We start from the raw sequence: 17190 nt of genomic DNA on the forward strand, positions 1-17190 counted from the left end.
GCCCGCTCCGGGGCTCACGAGAAACGGCGCGCGTAGGCGTGGGCGAGGTTCAGGACCGCGTTCACGTACGCCTGCGAGTGGTTGTAGGCCCAGATCGCCTTGGACAGCGAGCCGCGTCCGGCGCCGCTCGCGCACAGGTACTTGGCGGCGGCGGGCACGGCGTCGAAGGGGTCCATGATGTCGGCCTTGCCGTCACCGTCGCCGTCCACGCCGTACGAGCGCCAGGTGGCCGGCATGAACTGCATGGGTCCGAGCGCTCCGGCGCTGGAGGGCCCGACGTTGCGCCCGTGGTCGCTCTCGATCTGGCCGATGGCCGCCAGCACGGTCCACGACAGGCCCGGGCAGGTGCCCGCGGCCTGCTGGTACAGCTGCAGGTAGCTGGTCGGCCGTCCGCGGGGCGCCTTCTTGTTCGTCTGCGGCTGGTACTGCTTCTCGTGCAGGTTGATGATCTGGCTCTGCGCGCCGACCGCACGGCGCAGCCCGCCCTGCAGGGCGTCGAGGTCGGCGCCGGGGGCGTTGACGAGGAGCCCGATGTCGGGGACCAGGCCGATCCGGCGCCCGGTCGTGCGCCCCACGAGCACGTTGATGCCGGGCAGGCCGAGCGACCCGGCCCCGCCCATCGTCGTCATGAGCTGGGTGCGCCCCTGGATCGCGTACTGCATGCCGGAGCGGAGGCCGAGCTGCCGCTGCACGTCGTCGGAGACGACGAACTGGTCGCGGCTGAGCGCGGTCCACAGCGCGTCGTCGGTGGCGGTGCCGAGCGGTGTCCAGGCGCGGAAGCGGACGGGGTCGACGGCGAACATGTTGGCCTGCCCGCCCTGCAGGCGGACGGCGCCGGCGTCGACGGTGATGACGTCACGGACATGGGCGAGCTTGGACACCTTGGCGAGTTGCCGCTTGCTCACGGGCTGCCCCGAGATGACGAGGAAGTCCGGCGGCACGACGTGCTTGAGCGCGGATGGCTGCTCGGAGGCGGGCACGACGGTGGTGGGGCGCGCCGCCGCGGCCGGGGCGCGTCCCGGCGTGGCCCGCTCGGCCTTGGGCTCGGAGGTCATGACGTACGCCGCACCGCTCGCGACGGTGCCGGTCGCCGCCACCGCGATGGCCACGACCACGGCCGGGACTCCCCGGAGCGCCAAGTGTCTGCGTGCGAAACGTCTCATCGACCATCCCAACGAACGTGCCCGGACGCTAGTTACCCATAATCCGGCCGGTCCCGGCCAGACCCCGCACCTCATCCACAACCCGACGGCTTGCCGACCACGCAGTTAACGTGAGTAAATCTCGGATTATGTCCTCACCCAGCCCTGTGTGGCGGAACTGGGCCGGTAACCAGCACGCCGCCCCCCGCCGCGTCGTCACCCCGCGTTCCGCCGAGGAGGTCGGTGCCGCGGTCACGGCGGCGGCCGACGACGGACTGACCGTCCGCATGGTCGGTACCGGCCACTCCTTCACCGGCGCCGCCGTCACCGAAGGTGTGCTGCTGCGCCCGGAGGGCCTGACCGCCCTGCGTTCGGTCGACGCCGACGCCGGGCTGGTGACCGCGGAGGCGGGCATGACGCTCCGCGCGTTCAACGAGCATCTCGCGGCGCACGGGCTCGCGCTGGCGAACATGGGCGACATCCAGGAGCAGACCCTCGCGGGGGCGACGCAGACCGCGACGCACGGCACCGGCCGGGAGGCCGCCGGGCTCGTCTCGCAGATCGCCGGGCTCGAGCTGGTGCTGGCCGACGGCACGACGGTGACCTGCTCACGCGACGAGCGGGCGGAGCTGTTCGACGCCGCCCGCGCCGGGCTCGGGTCGCTCGGCGTCGTGACGGCGATCACGTGGCACACCGTCCCCGCGTTCGTGCTGGAGGCGCGCGAGGAGCCGATGCGCTGGGAGGCGGTGCTGGAAGGCCTCGACGACCTGGCCGCCGCCAACGAGCACTTCGAGTTCTACTGGTTCCCGCACACCGACGGGTGCCTCACCAAGCGCAACAACCGGGTGGCCGGCCCGGCCGAGCCCCTGCCGGCGTTCCGGCGCTGGCTGGACGATGAATTCCTGTCGAACTCCGTGTTCGGGCTCGCCAACCGGATCGGGTCGCGGTTCCCGGGCACGATCCCGGCGATCAACGGGATCTCGGCTCGCGCCCTGGGCGCCCGTACGTACCGCGACCGCTCCGACCGCGTCTTCACGAGCCCGCGGCGGGTGCGCTTCAAGGAGCAGGAGTACGCGATCCCGCGCGAGGAGCTCGCCGACGCGTTGCGCGAGGTACGGTCGGTGATCGAGCGGAGCGGCCGGCGCATCGGCTTCCCCATCGAGGTGCGCCTGCTGCCGCCGGAGAACCCCTGGCTGTCGATGGCGTACGGGCGCGACAGCGCGTTCCTGGCCTTCCACGTGTTCCACTCGTCCGCTCACGAGGGGTACTTCCGCGACGTGGAGGAGGTGCTCACCGCTCTGGGCGGCCGCCCGCACTGGGGCAAGCTGCACACTCGCGACGCGGCGTATCTTGAGGGCGTATATCCGCGTTTCGGGGACTTTCTGGCGCTCCGCGACCGACTCGACCCCGAAAGGCGGTTTGCTAACGCATATACGACTCGTATCTTCGGTAAGTGAGCGGCAGGGGCACCCCCGCGACGGCATCGAACGACATCGCCTGGAAAAGGATGCACAAGAATCGTCAACCCCTCCACCTCGCACCCGGGTGAACAGGCAAGCTGGGACGACGCTGCGGGAACTTGACAGGATCACGTTGCGAGGACGGCGATGTTCGGACATGCCGGGTACGGTGCTGGCGGGCAGGTGCGTCCTGACGAGAGACTCAAGGGACCGGGGGAAGGGCACGCATGCGCCCCGAGCCACGTTGGACAGGGCACGAAAGGACACGCATGCAGGAGCTGCGCCTCGTCGCGGTCAGCGAGGACGGTTCGTACCTCGTCCTGGCCACCGCGGGCCGAGGCACCCGGTTCACGCTGCCCGTCGACGACCGGCTTCGTGCCGCGGTCCGTGGGCACTTCTCCCGCCTCGGCCAGTACGAGATCGAAGTGGAGAGTCCCTTGCGTCCCAAGGAGATCCAGGCTCGCATCCGCGCTGGAGAGACCGCGGAGGAGATCGCCGAGACGGCCGGTATCCCGGTGGAGCGTGTCCGCTGGTTCGAGGGACCGGTCCTGCAAGAACGCGAGTACATGGCGCAGCAGGCCCAGCGCGTGACGATCCGCCGTCAGGGCGAGTCCGCGCCCGCGCCGGCGCTCGGTGAGATCGTCGAGGAGCGCCTCGGCAAGCGCGGCATCGACCTGGAAGAGGTCGAGTGGGACTCCCGCAAGTGCGAGGACTCCACCTGGCGCGTCCGGCTGTCGTTCTCCTACGACGGCCGCCCGTACGCCGCGGAGTGGGCCTACGACCCGCGCCGCCGGCACATCTCCGCCGTCAACGAGGAGGCCGCGCGGCTGTCCTCGCTCGAGCTGGACGACCCGGTGGACGACATCGTCACCCCGTTCGTCCCCCGGCGCGCGATGAAGGTCGTCACCGAGCCCGTACGCGAGGAGGCGCCGCCCGCGCCCGTGCCCGCACCGGCCCCCGCGCCGCGGGAAGAACCACCGGTGGCGGAGGAGCCCGCGTTCGTACGCGAGGTGCCGCGGCAGGAGGTGCCACGGCCAGAGCCGGAGGAGCCGCGCGAGACCGGCCTGTCCCGCGCGCCGTCGCAGCGCGAGACCGCCCCAGCGCGCGAGGAGACGGCGCCGCGTGAAGTGACGCCGCGTGAGGCGGTGCCGCCGTCGCCGCAGGAGACGCAGCGCGAGACCGCTCGCGAGGCGGCTCCGCCTTCCTCGCCCGCCGAGCCGCGGGAGACGACTCCGGCACGTCCGCGCGAGACGGACCCCGCCGAGCCGCGCGAGAGCGCCGCCGCGGCGCCTCAGGCGCCGCCCGCCGAGGAGCCCACGCCGGCCCCGCGCCCGTCGCGCGGCGAACCCGCGCGCCCGGCCGCCAAGCGCGAGCCCGCCGTCCGCAAGCCCGCGTCCAAGCCGGCCGAGCCGAAGGCCGCGCCGCAGAAGCCCGCCGCGCGGGGACCGGCCCAGCCGAAGCCCAGCGCGCCGAAGCCCGCCCCGCCGAAGCAGCCGAAGCCCGCCGAGGCCCCGGCGGCGGAGACCACGACCGAGCAGCCGGCCGCCGCGGCAGCCGCGGGCGGCGGCAAGGCCACGCCTCCGCCCGCCCAGGAGAAGCGTCCGGCGCGCAAGAAGTCGCGGAGCAAGCGGGCCTCGGTCCCGTCCTGGGACGAGATCATGTTCGGCGCCCGCCGCCCCGAGTAACGGGCTCCGCTCCTCACGGCCCCCTGACGCGAACGGTCGCGCCCCGGGCACCCGGGACCCGCCGCCGTACGGGAGCCGGAGGAGCGGCGTGGTGCCCGTACCGCCCACCGGCGGGCATGCGCCGTCTCAGGCACGTATCAGCGGATGTCAGGCGAATGTGCGTGGGATGCCAGCTTCCCCGTGGACAGTGCTGTCGAGAACACATCACAGTTCACGGGGAGAGCCCATGACTTATGCGATCCAGGCCGAGGGCCTGGTGAAGCGCTTCGGCGATACGGTCGCTCTCGACGGAGTGGACCTCGCGGCACGTAACGGCAGCGTCCTGGGCGTGCTCGGCCCCAACGGGGCCGGCAAGACCACCGCGGTGCGGGTCCTGGCGACCCTGCTCCGGCCCGACGCGGGGCGGGCGACGGTCGGCGGGTACGACGTCGTGCGCGACGCGCACCGGGTCCGTCAGCTCATCGGGCTGACCGGCCAGTACGCGTCCGTCGACGAGATGCTCACCGGCACCGAGAACCTCGTCATGATCGGGCGGTTGCTGGAGATCCCGCGCCGGGAGGCCAAGGCGCGCGCCGCCGAGTTGCTGGAGCGGTTCGACCTGTGGGACGCACGCGACCGCGCGGCCAAGACGTACTCCGGTGGCATGCGCCGCCGCCTCGACCTGGCCGCCAGCCTCGTCGGACGGCCGTCGGTGCTGTTCCTGGACGAACCCACCACCGGCCTGGACCCGCACGCCCGCAGCGGGCTGTGGGACACCGTGCGCGGGCTCGTGGACGACGGCGTGACCGTGCTGCTCACCACGCAGTACCTGGAGGAGGCCGACCAGCTCGCCGACGACATCGCCGTCATCGACCACGGCAAGGTCATCGCCCAGGGCACACCGGACGAGCTGAAGAACCAGGTCGGCGGCCAGGTCCTCCAGGTGCGGCCGGTCGACACACGCGACCGCGAGACCGTCGCCGGGCTGGTCAGCATGGTCGTCGGCCAGGGAATCCAGATGGACGGCGACCTGATCACGGCGCCGGTCACCGACCCCGGCGTGCTGCCGAAGGTCGTCCGTCACCTCGACGACGCGGGCGTGCTCGTGGGCGAGCTGGCACTGCGCCGGTCCAGCCTCGACGAGGTCTTCCTCGTCCTGACCGGCCACCGCGCCGAGGAACTCGCACCCGAACTCGTCACCGAAGGGAGCCCCTCATGACCGAGCGAAGCCGGATCGACAAGCACAGCACCCTGGTCATCCCCCCGATCCCGGGGTCCCCGCGGAAAGGCGGAGCTCGCGGAGCGTTTTCGTGGGGTGGGGCGGAGGAGGTCTCATGACCACGGCGACCGTGACCGCCCCGCGTGCGCTGTCCTCGCGCGTCAGCCCGCTCGGCACCGTACGGCACTCGCTGACGCTCGCCTGGCGCACGCTCGTGCAGATCAAGCACAACCCGATGGAACTGATCGACCTCAGCATCCAGCCGATCATGTTCGTGCTGCTGTTCACGTACGTGTTCGGCGGACAAATGGCCGGCGGGCACCCGACCGCCTACCTGCAGTACGCGCTGCCCGGCATCATCGCCCAGAACGCGCTGTTCGCCACCCTGAACACCGGCGTCGGCCTGAACACCGACATCACCAAGGGCGTCTTCGACCGGCTGCGCGCCCTGCCGATCTCGCGCATGGCGCCGCTGGCGGGCCGGATCGCCGCGGACACGGTCAAGCAGGTGTGGTCGATGGGCATGCTGCTGCTGGTCGGCATCGTCATCGGCTTCCGGGTCAAGACCGACCTGGCCGGGGTGGCCGGCGCCCTCCTGCTGTTGGTCGTGATGTCGTTCGCGGTCTCCTGGGTGTCGGTGCTGATCGGCGTCCTGGTGAGCGCGCCGGAGAAGGTGCAGATCTTCGGCTTCGCCACGATCTTTCCGATGAGCTTCTCCAGCAGCGCGTTCGTGAACGTGCACACCATGCCGGGTTGGATGCAGGCCTGGGCCAAGATCAACCCGGTGTCCTTCCTCGCGGACGCCACCCGCGGGCTGATCAACGGCGGCGCGGTCGCGACTCCGGTGACCCAGAGCATCGTCTCGGCCCTCGTCGTCGCCGTCGTCTTCGCCCCGCTCGCGGTGCGCGCCCTGCGCCGCCGCATCTGAAGGAGGCGGCGGCCCGGGGTCTTCAAAGCCCTCGTTGTGGGACGGACCTCGGGCCCGTCCCACAACGAGGGCTTCTCCGCCATCGTCAGGCGGTGCCTCGCCGCGTCGCCCTCGGCCGGGAGCCGAACCGGCCGGGACGCGTCACGCCCGCGAGCCGGCCGCCTCCTCGTTCGCGTACGCGCACGCGGACGCGCGGTCCATCGCCCGGCCCCGGGCGTACGCCGCGGCGAAGCGCGTGTCGCCGATCGCCTCGCGTACGGCCCGCTCGATGCGCGGCGGGTCGGCGAGCGACCGGTCCTCGATGCCGCGTACGGCGACGGCGGCGCCGAGCAACGTCGCCGCGCGCTCCGGCTCGCCCGTACGGGCGGCCAGGTCCGCGAAGCCGACGAGGGCCTGCCCGATGATCGGCGCGTCGTACGCCGCCGCGGCCAGCCGGAGGGCCTCGGCGTGCCGGGCGAGCGCGGCGTCCGTGTCGCCCTCCCGCGCGTGCAGGAGCCCGAGCTGGGAGTTGATCATGGCGCCGAACTGCGGTGGTCCGCCCTCCCGGTGATGGTCGACCGCGGTCTTGAGGTGGTCGCGCGCGGTCGGCAGGTCGCCCTCGCGCAGCGCGAACTCGCCGAGCGTGAAGCGGACGAAGGCGAGATCCTCGGGCGTGCTGCGTCCCCGGGCGCCACGGATGGCCGCGTCCAGCTCGGCCCGCGCCCTGTCGTCATCGCCGGCCGCGCTGTAGGCCTGGGCGAGCCGGATCCGCAGGAAGCTCGCGCCGTCGTGGCTGCCGAGTTCGATGGTGTGGCGGAGGGCCTCCTCGACGTGATTCTTGGCCGCCACCGTCTCGCCCTTCCAGAGCGCGACCTCGGCGAGCCCGGTCAGCGCCATCGACAGGCCCCAGCGCTCGCCGAGGGCGCGGAACCCCTCCAGCGCGGTGCGGAACGTCGCCTCGACGTCGTCCACCTCACCCATGTTGATCAGCCCGTGCCCGCGCATCATGTGGCCCGCCGCCCGCAGCCACGGGTCACGCGCCGTCAGGAGCACCTCCATCTCGGCCGTCGCGTCCTCTGAGCGGTCTTCGGCGAACCGCAGGATCGCCGGTGCGGCGCGCAGCACGGGGTGCAGACGGCCCGGGTCGAGGCGGCGGCTCGCCTCCACGACCGCCCTGAGCCGGTCGCGGAGGGCGGCCCGGTCGGACGCGTCGAGCTCGGTGTTGCCGATGGCGCCGAGCAGCCAGTACACGGAGGCCAGCGCCCGTGCGTGGCTCGGCCCCTCACCGGGCAGGGCGACCGCCTCGGCGGCGAGTTCTTCTCCGTCGGTCCGCTGGCCGCGCAGGAACCAGTACCAGCCGAGCGCGGCGACATAGCGGACCGCGAGCGCCGTGTCGTTGACGTCGATGGCCCAGCGCAGCGCCGACTGCAGGTTGTCGTACTCGGCGTCGAGCCCCCGCAGCCACTCCAGCTGGTCACGCGTGCGCAGGAAGGGCTCGGCGGTCTCGGCGAGTTCGAGGAAGTGGTGCGCGTGCGCCCGCCGTACGCGCCGGGCCTCACCCGCCTGGGACAGGCGGCCCGCGCTGTAGGCGCGAATGGTCTCCAGCATCCGGTAGCGGCCGGCGCCGTCCACGACGACGAGCGACTTCTCCACCAGCCCGATGAGGGCGTCGAGGACGTCGTCGCCGCAGACCTCCTCGACGCTCTCCAGGGTGGCGCCGCCGGCGAAGACCGACATCCGGCGCAACAGCACCTGCTCGGGCTCGTCCAGCAGATCCCAGCTCCAGTCGACCACCGCGCGCAGGGTCTGGTGGCGCGGCAGCGCCGTACGGCTGCCGCCGGTGAGCAGCCGGAACCGGTCGTCGAGACGACCGGCGATCTGCGTGAGGGTCATCGTGCGCAGGCGCGCGGCAGCCAGCTCGATCGCCAGCGGCATGCCGTCGAGGCGGCGGCAGACGGCGAGGGCCGCGTCGAGGTCGGCGTCGACGGTGAAGCCGGGACGTACGGCGGCGCCGCGCTCGGCCAGCAGGCGTACGGCCGGGTAGTCGAGCACGTCGCCGGCGGCGGTGTCCGGGAAGGCCAGCGGCGGCACCGGACACAGCGTCTCACCGGTGATGCCGAGCGCCTCGCGGCTGGTGGCGAGGACGCGCACCCCGGGGCAGTCGGCCAGGATGCGGTCGGCGAGCCGGGCGCACGCGTCGATGAGGTGCTCGCAGTTGTCCAGCACGATCAGCAACCGCTCGCCGGACAGCGCGGCGACGAGCCGCTCCACCGGGTCGGTCGGGGCAGGGGCCGTACCCCGCATGGTGCCGATCAGCGCACGCTCGCGCACGCCCAGCGCGCCGAGCAGGGCGTGCGGCACCTCGGCCGCGTCGCCGACGGGGGCCAGCTCGACCAGCCAGACGCCGCCCGGCATGCGCTCGGCCAGGCGTTCGGCGGACTCGACCGCGAGCCGGGTCTTGCCGGCCCCGCCGGGCCCGGTCAGCGTGACGAGGCGGTTGTCCCCCAGGAGCGCCGCGACCCGGCCGATCTCCTTCTCACGGCCGATGAAGCTCGTGAGCCGGGCGCGCAGGTTGGTGCGGGCGGCCGGGCGCGGTCCGGCGGGCGCGCCGCGCAGCACGTCGAGATGTGCCTCCCGCAGCTCCTCCGACGGGTCGACGCCGAGCTCCTCGGCGAGCGTACGGCGCGCGTCCTCGAACGTGGCCAGCGCGTCGGCCTGCCGCCCCGCGGCGCTCAGGGCGCGCATGTACCGCGCGCGCAGCCGCTCGCGGAGCGGATGGGCGGCGACCAGGGCCTCCAGTTCGGCGACGTCGGCGCGGCCGAGCCGGAGCCGCGCCTCGATGTGGTCCTCGACGACGCCCAGGTGCCGCTCGGTGAGACGGGAGACGTGCCCGCGGGCGAAGTCGGCGTCGGCGACGTCGGCGAGGGCGGGGCCGCGCCAGAGCCGCAGCGCCTCGGCGAACGCGTCGGCGGCGCCGGCCGGATCGTCGGCCAGCAACGCCTGGCCGCGGGCGGCGAGCCGGTCGAACTCGACGACGTCGACGGCACCGGCGCCGTCCAGGACGAGCCGGTAGCCCGAGGGGTGCGACTCGATCACCAGCTCGGGCACCGTGCGCCGCAGGCGCGAGATCAGTGACTGCAGGGCGTTGGCCGCTCCGGAGGGAGGCGTGTCGCCCCAGATCCCGTCGACGAGCCGCTCCGCGGTCACCACCCGGCCGGCGTCGAGGGCCAGCAGGATGAGCAGGGTGCGCAGGCGGGCTCCCCCGACCTCGACCGGCCGGCCGGCGGCGTCGGCCACCTCGAGGGGGCCCAGCAGCCCGATCCGCACGAGCCGTCCTCCCTTTGCCTGGCCCTCCGGGGCGTCACCTGTGGGCGAAACCACGATATATCTCGTTAAGCGCGGTGTCTCGCGTTCATGGTCAGGGCGGCCCACCCTCGTCCGGCAGGAGGCCCCGGGCCATCTTGCAGGAGGTTCCGAGCGGCCGTCACGCCGATATCCCGCCCCCGCCTCGCCGGTCGCGGCCGAGGCCGACGGTTACGCTGATCAGGTGGAACGTTCGCTGCTCGACAGCCCGTCCTACCGGCTGATCCGGGTGCTCGGGCGGTACAAGACCGTCCTCGCCGGGGGGCTGGAACGGCACGGGCTGCACCTGGGGCAGGAGTTCTACCTCGCCCAGCTCTGGCGGGAGGACGGCGTCACCTCCGCCGACCTCGCGACGCGCACGGGCGTGTCGGCCCCCGCGGTGACCAAGGTCGTGAGCGGTCTGGAGCGGTCCGGGCTCGTACGCCGCGAGCGCGACCCCTCCGACGCCCGTCTCGTCCGCGTGTGGCTGACCGACGCCGGACGCGCCCTGCGCGAGCCGGTGACCCGCATCTGGTACGACTCCGAGCGGGAGTTCTGGAGCGGCCTCGACGAGGACGAACGCGCGCGGGTCCGCGCGATCATCGGCGACCTGCTCGGCTGAACGCCGCGAAGCTCGAAGCCTGGAGCACCTCGGCTTCACCGGTAGCCCCCGCGTGGTCGGCACCGGCTACGACGATCACGGACACGAGGTCTGAGCTACATCCCCGGCGACTTCACCCACCCGCGCGCCTGGAGCGAAGAGGGCATCTGGCAGGTCGGCCGGCTGCTCCGCGACCTGCACGACGCCACCGCGACCTTCCGGCCGCCGGCGAACGGCGCGGGCTCGTGACCAGGATGATCGAGTACGCCATCCGCGACTGCGCGGCCGAGGCCGTCACGACACGGATCACCCCCGACACCACCGACGCGGCGCCGCTCTGGGCCCTGGCCTGGCGGGCTCGGTCGGCGGCGTGGACGCTCCGTCATCGCCCGCTCCCCGAACGCGCCGTCAGCGCCTGACCTCGCGGCCGCGCGACGGCGGGCCCGCTCCGGCGAAGTCCCGTACGCCCTGAAACGGCGGGCTCGCGCGAGAGGCCCTAAGGTGGGCCGGACGCCCCGCCGCCGCCTCGTGTGAGCGAGACAGCATCCGGCACCGGCTCCGCGGATACCGCCGAATGCGAGGCCACCGGCCGGGCGCGGCGTACGATCGTCCCCCGGGAGCTATTGATCGATGATGACCACGTTTTGGCGGCCGGTCTGCCTGGCCGCCGTCGGACTGCTGTCGCTCAGTGGATGCGGCCTGGTCGGGCAGACCAAGATCGTACGCGGCAGCGTGCCGGACTCGATCACCGTGTCCAGCCCGGCGTTCCGCGAGGGCGCGTCCATTCCCGTCCGGTTCGCCTGCAAGGCGGCGGGCGGGCAGGGAAAGACGCCTCCGCTGCGGTGGTCGGTCGCCTCGACCGGCGTGGGCGCGCAGGCACTGGTGCTCGACGACCCGGACGCGCCCAGCGGCGCGTACGTCCACTGGGTGCTGTTCAACATGGACGCGACAGCGAACGACCTGCTCGAGGGCGTGGTGCCGCGCCATGCCGAGCAGGCGCTGAACACCGCGGGCGAGACGGGGTACTCCCCGCCGTGCCCGCCAAAGGGCGAGCAGCACCGCTACCGGTTCACCGTGTACGCCCTGAACGCCAAGGTGCCGCTGTCGAACGGCGCGAAGCTCAACCAGGTGCTGTCGGAGATCGCCCAACGCACGGTCGCCCGCGGCCGGATGACGGTGCGCTTCGGTGGGGGGTGAGTCGGGTGTTCGCCCACGTGAACGGGGGAGGTTCGCGTGACGAAGGCCATGAGTTGACGGCCACTGACCCGAGTGGCCATTTGCGGCAAGTAGTGTGAGAGTAGATGTCCGCGAACCGTGTGACAAGGGTCATAGCGGTCGGCAACAATCGGTCTAGGTCCCTGGGGGCCCGGACGCCGGTGATCACAGAAACGGTCTCCGCGTCGGCGTCGACCGCTAGACCATGGCGTTGGGTGGTGCTATGTGGAGCCTGATCGTTGTCCTCGGACTCGTCGCGGTGGTCGTTCTCGTCGGGGTGCTCGTCGCACTCGGCATGAGGGCGAGCCGGGCGGGTGACGACGACGACTGGATGGCCGAGGACGAGCAGCCCCGCGGCCGCCGTGGAAGACGATCCCGCGGCCGTCGCGGTGAGCCTGAGGAGTACGACGAGTACGAGTACGAGGAGGAGCCGTACGGCGACATGCGTGTCGCGGGCGCGCCCCTCGGCGGTCCTCAGCAGCTCCCGGCCGGTCCCATGGCGGGGCCTCCCGGTCCCGGCGGCGGCCCGGTCGCGGGCCCGCCACCCGGTTCGCACGCCTCGCTGCCCGCGGCCCCCGGCCCGGCGCCCGCGCCGTCCGGCCGGTCGAACGAGGAGATGGACGACGACGAGTACTGGTCGACCATCACCTTCGACAAGCCCAAGTTCCCCTGGCGGCAGAACGGCGACCAGCCGGCCGAGCCGCGCGGCAACGACCCGCTCGGCCCTCCGCCCGGTGGCCCTGGCGGCGCCGGTGGCCCCGGCGGCCCGGCCGGACCACCGCCGCACGGCCCCGGACCGCTGCCGCAGGGCCCCGGCCAGCCGCCGATGGAGTCGCACCCGGTGGGCCCGATCGACACGCCGGCACCGCCGACCGCACCCCAGCCGGCCGTTCCGGCGGACCCGCTCGACGTCCCGGTCGGCCGCGCCGGCGAGACCGACCCGAACGCTCCCGTCCCGTCGTTCGGCTCCGCCGAGCAGAGCGGTGGCTTCGGCACATACGGGTCCGAGCCGCAGAACAACGGCTTCGGCGACGACCCGCTGAACACCGGCGAGCGGCCGACGTACGGCGCCCGCGGCACCCGTCCCCCGGCGCCGCAGCCGCCGCCCGCGCCGCCGACGCCGTCGTCGGCACCGGCCACGGCCGTACAGCCGGCGGCGTCCGCCTCCGGCCCCGTCCCGTCGTCCGGCGGCGAGGACGAACACCGGCTGCCGAGCGTCGACGAGCTGCTGGCCAAGATTCAGTCGGACCGCAAGCGCAACGCGGGCTCCACCCCGGAGAGCGACCCGGCACCGGCCGCGGGCTACGACCCGCTGAACGATCCCCTGAGCGATCCTCTGGGCACCGGTGAGCGCCCGACGTCCTACGGGTCCGGGTCGTCGTCCTCCTCGTCCTCGTACGGGTCGTCGTACGGCTCATCGCCGTCGGCCGGGGGCGTGCCCTCGGCGGGCAGCGGCTGGTCGTCGTCGGACTACGGCTCCGACCCGCTCGGCACGGGCTACTCCGGGTCGTCCTCATCGAGCGGCACGGGCGGGTACGGCTCGTCGTCCTCCTACGACAGCTCGTCGCCCTCGTACGACAGCTCGTCGTCCTCGTACGACAGCGGGTACGGCTCGTCGTCGAACTACTCGTCGAGCGGCGACTCGTCACCGTACGGCTCGTCGGACGACCCGCTGGGCACCGGCTACTCGGGCTCGTCCTCCGACTCGTACGGGTCCTCGTCCACGGGGGGCTACTCCTCGTACGGCGGCTCGTCCTCGTCGTCCTCGTACGGGAACTACGGGTCGGGCTCCTCCGGCTACGACCCGGGCTCGTCGTCGACCCCGGGCCAGCCGGCGGACGACCCCAACGCCACGCAGGCGTACCCGAGCAGCCCCTACGGCAACTCGTACGGCAGCAACAACGACAAGGACAAGCGCCCGGAGGACTGGAACTCCTACGGCGACTACCGCCGCTGACGGTCAACGCGCAAGGCCCCGCTCCCGCTTTCCGGGCAGGCGGGGCCTTGCGCGTTTTCTCTGTCGGTCCCCTGCCGTAGGTTCGCTCCGTTGATGGTGGTGACAGAGGGAGTTCTCGTGGGCGACTGGTTCCAGACGATCGTCGACGTGCAGGTGAGTTCGCAGGATGCGGGTGCCGTGGCGACGGAGGTACGAGACTGGTTGAGCTCCGCCGGGATCGTGTCCTCCGAGCGCACCGACTGCGTCCTCGGAAGCGACCTCGGACATCCGCCCGGCCCGCGCGCCGACGAGGTGGTGGACGCCTCCGGATGGAGTGATCCCTGGCAGAACCTGTGGACCAACGGCATGGACATCACCACCGGCCGCACCGTCTTCGACGGAGGGCAAGGCGAACCCACGGCCGTCGCCTGCCCGCATCGCGCAGCCGAGATCGAGCTGGTCGACGAGGCCTTCGAACTCGACGCCGAGGCGTGGGCGCCCTTCCAGGACGTCGTACACGGATGGAGCGAAGGACGCGACGTCATCCTTTCCTGCCCCACCTGCTCACGTCCGGTCGAACCCACCGCCTGGAAGTGGGCCGATGACTACTTCGCCTTCGGCCACCTGGGCTTCACCTTCTGGAACCGGCCCCCGCTTCGGCCCGGATTCATCGACGAATTCACCCGGCGCCTGGGGGGCCACCGCACCGTGCTGATCGCCGGCAAGCTGTGAGTCCGGCCTCGCCGGATGAGGCCGGTGACGTACTCTCATCGCTCTACGACCGTGGGAGCAGAACCGTCCCGGAGCGTCCATACCGGTCCCTCTCCCACCGTGAGTACCCGGCCGGAAGGCGTCCAAAGGAGCCAGTCGCCTAAACCGGCGTCGGCGGCCGCGTACATCGGGAACAGGCGCAGGCGGAGGTCTTCGAAGAGGAAGGTCGTCTCCAGGCTCGGAGCCTGCACACTGACTCCGACAAGTCTGAGACCGTTGAGAACCTGGATCGCCCGGCGAATGAACAGCCGTGGATACTCCGATGCGACGATCACATCGGTGTCGCTCTCCAGTCGCCAGGCCGCCATCGCCACCCAAAGATGCCACTCACCGTGAGTGGCATCCTCGGGCGTCGCCGGAGGTACCGCGTCCCCGAATTCCATGGTGAGGAAACTGCCGATCCCCAGTGTGACGCCCCAAGCCGGGCTCCCCAGGAGCGGCTGCGCAATCGCCTGGATCCGCTCGGCGTCCAGATGCGTGATCTTCCGGCGATCGTCCCGCCAGTGGTCATAGAAAACCCTCAGGGCAAGCCACGAACGGTGAGGATCGCCGGCCCCTTGCCTCATCAGTTCGTCCAACCGGCTCACCGCATCGGGATCGCGGCGTCCGCTGTTCAGCACCTCCATCCATGCCTCGGCAGTTCGACGTCCCAGGGTCCACCCAGGCTCGGAGGTGTCGGCCTCTCGCCGCCTGAAGTACTCGATCGCCTCGCCCGCGAACCGCACGTAATCATCGGCATCCACTCGTTCATGATCGAGGCGGAGCCGCCTGGACGGTCAACGTGTTTGCGGATGCCGGCGACCTGGCGCGCCTGCGCCCGTCGTCTCGCAACCACCTCCGGACTTACTCGTCATGGCCGGTCGCGTGGTCGGCGCAGACGATGAGACTTTGCCCGCCGGGAAGTCGTCCAGCCCGTACGAACCTCCCGGTGCCGGACCGCTTGCGACAGATCAGGCAGGCTCTGCCCGCGCGCTGAGCCTCGGTGAGATCGGCAAGGCGCAGCGACCGGCCCGCGGCATCTTCCCGGCGATCGGAGACCGACGCCACCATTGTTATCACGGAACGATAAAATTTAGCGATTATGTCTATCAATGATTACGACGCTCGCCTGCCAGGAATGATCAATTACGATGAAAAATCAGAACACCCAATTCGAAACTCTAGTGGCGGCCGATGAAATCGCAATAAAAGAGTAATTAATCGATCACCTAGCGCCACGCCGGCGGCCGACCAGGCTTGATGTATCCCCGCATGGTTCCGGCGTTATCCCACGTCTGGGTCTGAACAGCGAGCCGGCGACGTGACGTCGCCTCGACACCTCGGCGCAGGCCACCGCCACGCGCCGATCGCCGGCCCCTGCGGCACCTGGCGGACGGGTCGGCTCATCCGCCGTCAGGGTTCGATGTCCCGTTGGTCGATCCCGCCCCGATGATGCACCGGACTGGAACGGGGTTCCCGGCCGATGTGGGGCTCGTCGTCGACGACGTCGACGGTGACCGGAGCGTGGTGAGCTTGGTTCCACCGCGATCATTGATCATGACGTAGCCACGAATTCGCCCGGCGCCGCAGTGTGCCGATAGCCGGCAAGCCAGCCGGTCGTCCGCATGTCAGCGGTCGCGGCACTCGTATGAGCCACCTGGTTGCCGCGCGACAGCGTTGTGGCCGCACTTCAGCATCGGAATCAGCGTGTACGACCGATAGGCCGCCACCGCGAGCAGCAGCCCGCAAACAGTCGTTCCGGCAACGGTACGAGCGATATGTGACCTTCGAAAGGCCACCACGAGAATTCCGAGAACCACGGTGACCAGGACGGCAAGGGCGAGGAAGATCAAGGCGATATCGCTGTTGTTGTCCCGCAGCCCGGGAAAGTCCTCCGGCGACTCAGCCTCGACGGTGGCCAGCGAACTGAACAAGAGCATCAGCCCAGCGAAAAGCGCGGAAGATAGGAACAGCCCAACGGTCAAACATCCCATCAACGGCCGTTTTCGCTCCGCTGCTGCTCCGCTGTTCACGCCGATCCCTCAAAGAACCATGTCCCCCGTGACCGGCTCCATCCAACCACGGGGCCGGTGGTTAGTTCGACTTGGAGGCGGCTACCTCATCTGGCAGTAGACGTTCAGGGTGGTTGTGCGGCCGTTACCGACCTGGGCTGGGTTCGGCGCTGAACACGGCACCGCTCCGTCGTTGAAATCAGGGCTGTGCCCGGTCACTACGTAGCGGCCAGGGGACATCGTCATGGAATAGCCGCCATCGGAGTCGACCTTGACCTCCCATTCGGTCCCGTTCCCGCTGACGGTGATGCTTCCGGGAAGGGCCCATCGGTGGCCGGGCGCGGGTCCGCCGACCGCATACAGGTGACCGCGCAGCGTGCCGGAGCGCGTGCGCGTGCCACCCGCCGTACTCGCAGGAGAACTGCGCGCGCTGACGCCGGACCCGGAGCACGCGGCGGTCAAGGCCAGCGAGAGCAGGGCCACGTATGGGAAACGACCAAAGGGATCGGTCATGCCGTTACGACGCTTCAGCGGCGCCGAAGGTTACCGAAGCACCTGATTCAGCCGTCAGCGGCTCACGGCGTCTTACCACGTCGACCTCCGGAGGCGCAGCGCGCCTCGCACATGAGCTGGAGCCACAGCTCTCCGGCGATAGAGCGTTCGGGACGTAAAAGTCCCGTCCCCTCTTCGGTCCGGTCGGCGGTCATTAAGTGCTGCATCGACTAACAGTCGTCACCATATTATCGATGGTAACTCAGGCCACGCCAGCAGAGCTATCCCTGCACGCCTCCACCCCCGGCGCCCATAGATCATCTTGACAAGTCCAGATAGGGCGAGGCAACGTTGGACCGAATCGTCCATTTAATGCTTGCCCGAACGGGCGTCCGGGTGTCACGCGCCAGGCATGAGCTGGAGACGGTGGCACGGTGTCAGAGAACGACT

Annotated in this window: 14 protein-coding genes; 9 read left to right on the forward strand and 5 right to left on the reverse strand. The window is 71.3% G+C overall.

Annotation, left to right across the window (positions count from 1 at the left end; all coding sequences use genetic code 11):
* Nucleotides 1-14: 14 nt before the first annotated feature.
* Nucleotides 15-1163: a lytic transglycosylase domain-containing protein gene (locus OG417_RS39145; RefSeq protein ID WP_329240035.1), complete on the reverse strand. Its 1149-nt coding sequence runs from the start codon at nucleotides 1161-1163 to the stop codon at nucleotides 15-17.
* 128 nt (nucleotides 1164-1291) lie between these two features.
* Between OG417_RS39145 and OG417_RS39150 the strand changes: the two genes are divergently transcribed.
* The 4 genes from OG417_RS39150 (at nucleotide 1292) to OG417_RS39165 (ending at nucleotide 6413) form a co-directional block, all read left to right on the forward strand.
* On the forward strand, nucleotides 1292-2599 hold the full coding sequence (locus tag OG417_RS39150; protein ID WP_329240037.1) for a D-arabinono-1,4-lactone oxidase: 1308 nt from the start codon (nucleotides 1292-1294) through the stop codon (nucleotides 2597-2599).
* A gap of 272 nt (nucleotides 2600-2871) precedes the next feature.
* Nucleotides 2872-4287 (forward strand): septation protein SepH, encoded by a 1416-nt coding sequence (sepH, locus tag OG417_RS39155; RefSeq protein WP_329240038.1) that lies wholly within the window; start codon nucleotides 2872-2874, stop codon nucleotides 4285-4287.
* Nucleotides 4288-4513: 226 nt separating this feature from the next.
* Nucleotides 4514-5485, forward strand: coding sequence for an ATP-binding cassette domain-containing protein (locus OG417_RS39160; protein ID WP_329240040.1), 972 nt, complete (start codon nucleotides 4514-4516; stop codon nucleotides 5483-5485).
* A 115-nt stretch (nucleotides 5486-5600) separates the two neighbouring features.
* On the forward strand, nucleotides 5601-6413 hold the full coding sequence (locus OG417_RS39165; protein ID WP_329240042.1) for an ABC transporter permease: 813 nt from the start codon (nucleotides 5601-5603) through the stop codon (nucleotides 6411-6413).
* Between the two features lie 141 nt (nucleotides 6414-6554).
* Here OG417_RS39165 and OG417_RS39170 read toward each other — a convergent pair whose 3' ends face one another.
* A complete protein-coding gene (locus tag OG417_RS39170; protein WP_329240044.1) occupies nucleotides 6555-9773 on the reverse strand; it encodes a BTAD domain-containing putative transcriptional regulator in 3219 nt (1072 codons plus the stop codon).
* A gap of 166 nt (nucleotides 9774-9939) precedes the next feature.
* On the opposite strand from OG417_RS39170, the gene OG417_RS39175 reads away from it, so the two are divergent.
* From OG417_RS39175 to OG417_RS39195, 5 genes are all read left to right on the forward strand, one after another.
* On the forward strand, nucleotides 9940-10356 hold the full coding sequence (locus tag OG417_RS39175) for a MarR family winged helix-turn-helix transcriptional regulator (protein ID WP_329240046.1): 417 nt from the start codon (nucleotides 9940-9942) through the stop codon (nucleotides 10354-10356).
* A gap of 224 nt (nucleotides 10357-10580) precedes the next feature.
* The gene (locus OG417_RS39180; RefSeq protein WP_329240048.1) at nucleotides 10581-10754 is read left to right on the forward strand and encodes a hypothetical protein; all 174 of its coding nucleotides are present in this window, start codon (nucleotides 10581-10583) and stop codon (nucleotides 10752-10754) included.
* Between the two features lie 211 nt (nucleotides 10755-10965).
* Nucleotides 10966-11532 carry a YbhB/YbcL family Raf kinase inhibitor-like protein gene (locus OG417_RS39185; RefSeq protein WP_329240049.1) on the forward strand — a complete coding sequence of 189 codons (567 nt, stop codon included), beginning with the start codon at nucleotides 10966-10968 and terminating at the stop codon, nucleotides 11530-11532.
* Between the two features lie 241 nt (nucleotides 11533-11773).
* The gene (locus OG417_RS39190) at nucleotides 11774-13507 is read left to right on the forward strand and encodes a hypothetical protein (protein ID WP_329240051.1); all 1734 of its coding nucleotides are present in this window, start codon (nucleotides 11774-11776) and stop codon (nucleotides 13505-13507) included.
* Nucleotides 13508-13624: 117 nt separating this feature from the next.
* Nucleotides 13625-14218, forward strand: coding sequence for a hypothetical protein (locus tag OG417_RS39195; RefSeq protein WP_329240053.1), 594 nt, complete (start codon nucleotides 13625-13627; stop codon nucleotides 14216-14218).
* Between the two features lie 35 nt (nucleotides 14219-14253).
* Here OG417_RS39195 and OG417_RS39200 read toward each other — a convergent pair whose 3' ends face one another.
* The 3 genes from OG417_RS39200 to OG417_RS39210 all read right to left on the reverse strand — a co-directional run bounded on the left by OG417_RS39200 (nucleotide 14254) and on the right by OG417_RS39210 (nucleotide 16761).
* Nucleotides 14254-15000 (reverse strand): hypothetical protein, encoded by a 747-nt coding sequence (locus OG417_RS39200; protein ID WP_329240055.1) that lies wholly within the window; start codon nucleotides 14998-15000, stop codon nucleotides 14254-14256.
* Between the two features lie 864 nt (nucleotides 15001-15864).
* Nucleotides 15865-16269 carry a hypothetical protein gene (locus OG417_RS39205; RefSeq protein ID WP_329240057.1) on the reverse strand — a complete coding sequence of 135 codons (405 nt, stop codon included), beginning with the start codon at nucleotides 16267-16269 and terminating at the stop codon, nucleotides 15865-15867.
* 81 nt (nucleotides 16270-16350) lie between these two features.
* On the reverse strand, nucleotides 16351-16761 hold the full coding sequence (locus OG417_RS39210; protein ID WP_329240059.1) for a hypothetical protein: 411 nt from the start codon (nucleotides 16759-16761) through the stop codon (nucleotides 16351-16353).
* Nucleotides 16762-17190 lie beyond the last annotated feature (429 nt).

The organism is Actinoallomurus sp. NBC_01490 (genome assembly GCF_036227085.1).
GTDB lineage: Bacteria > Actinomycetota > Actinomycetes > Streptosporangiales > Streptosporangiaceae > Actinoallomurus > Actinoallomurus oryzae.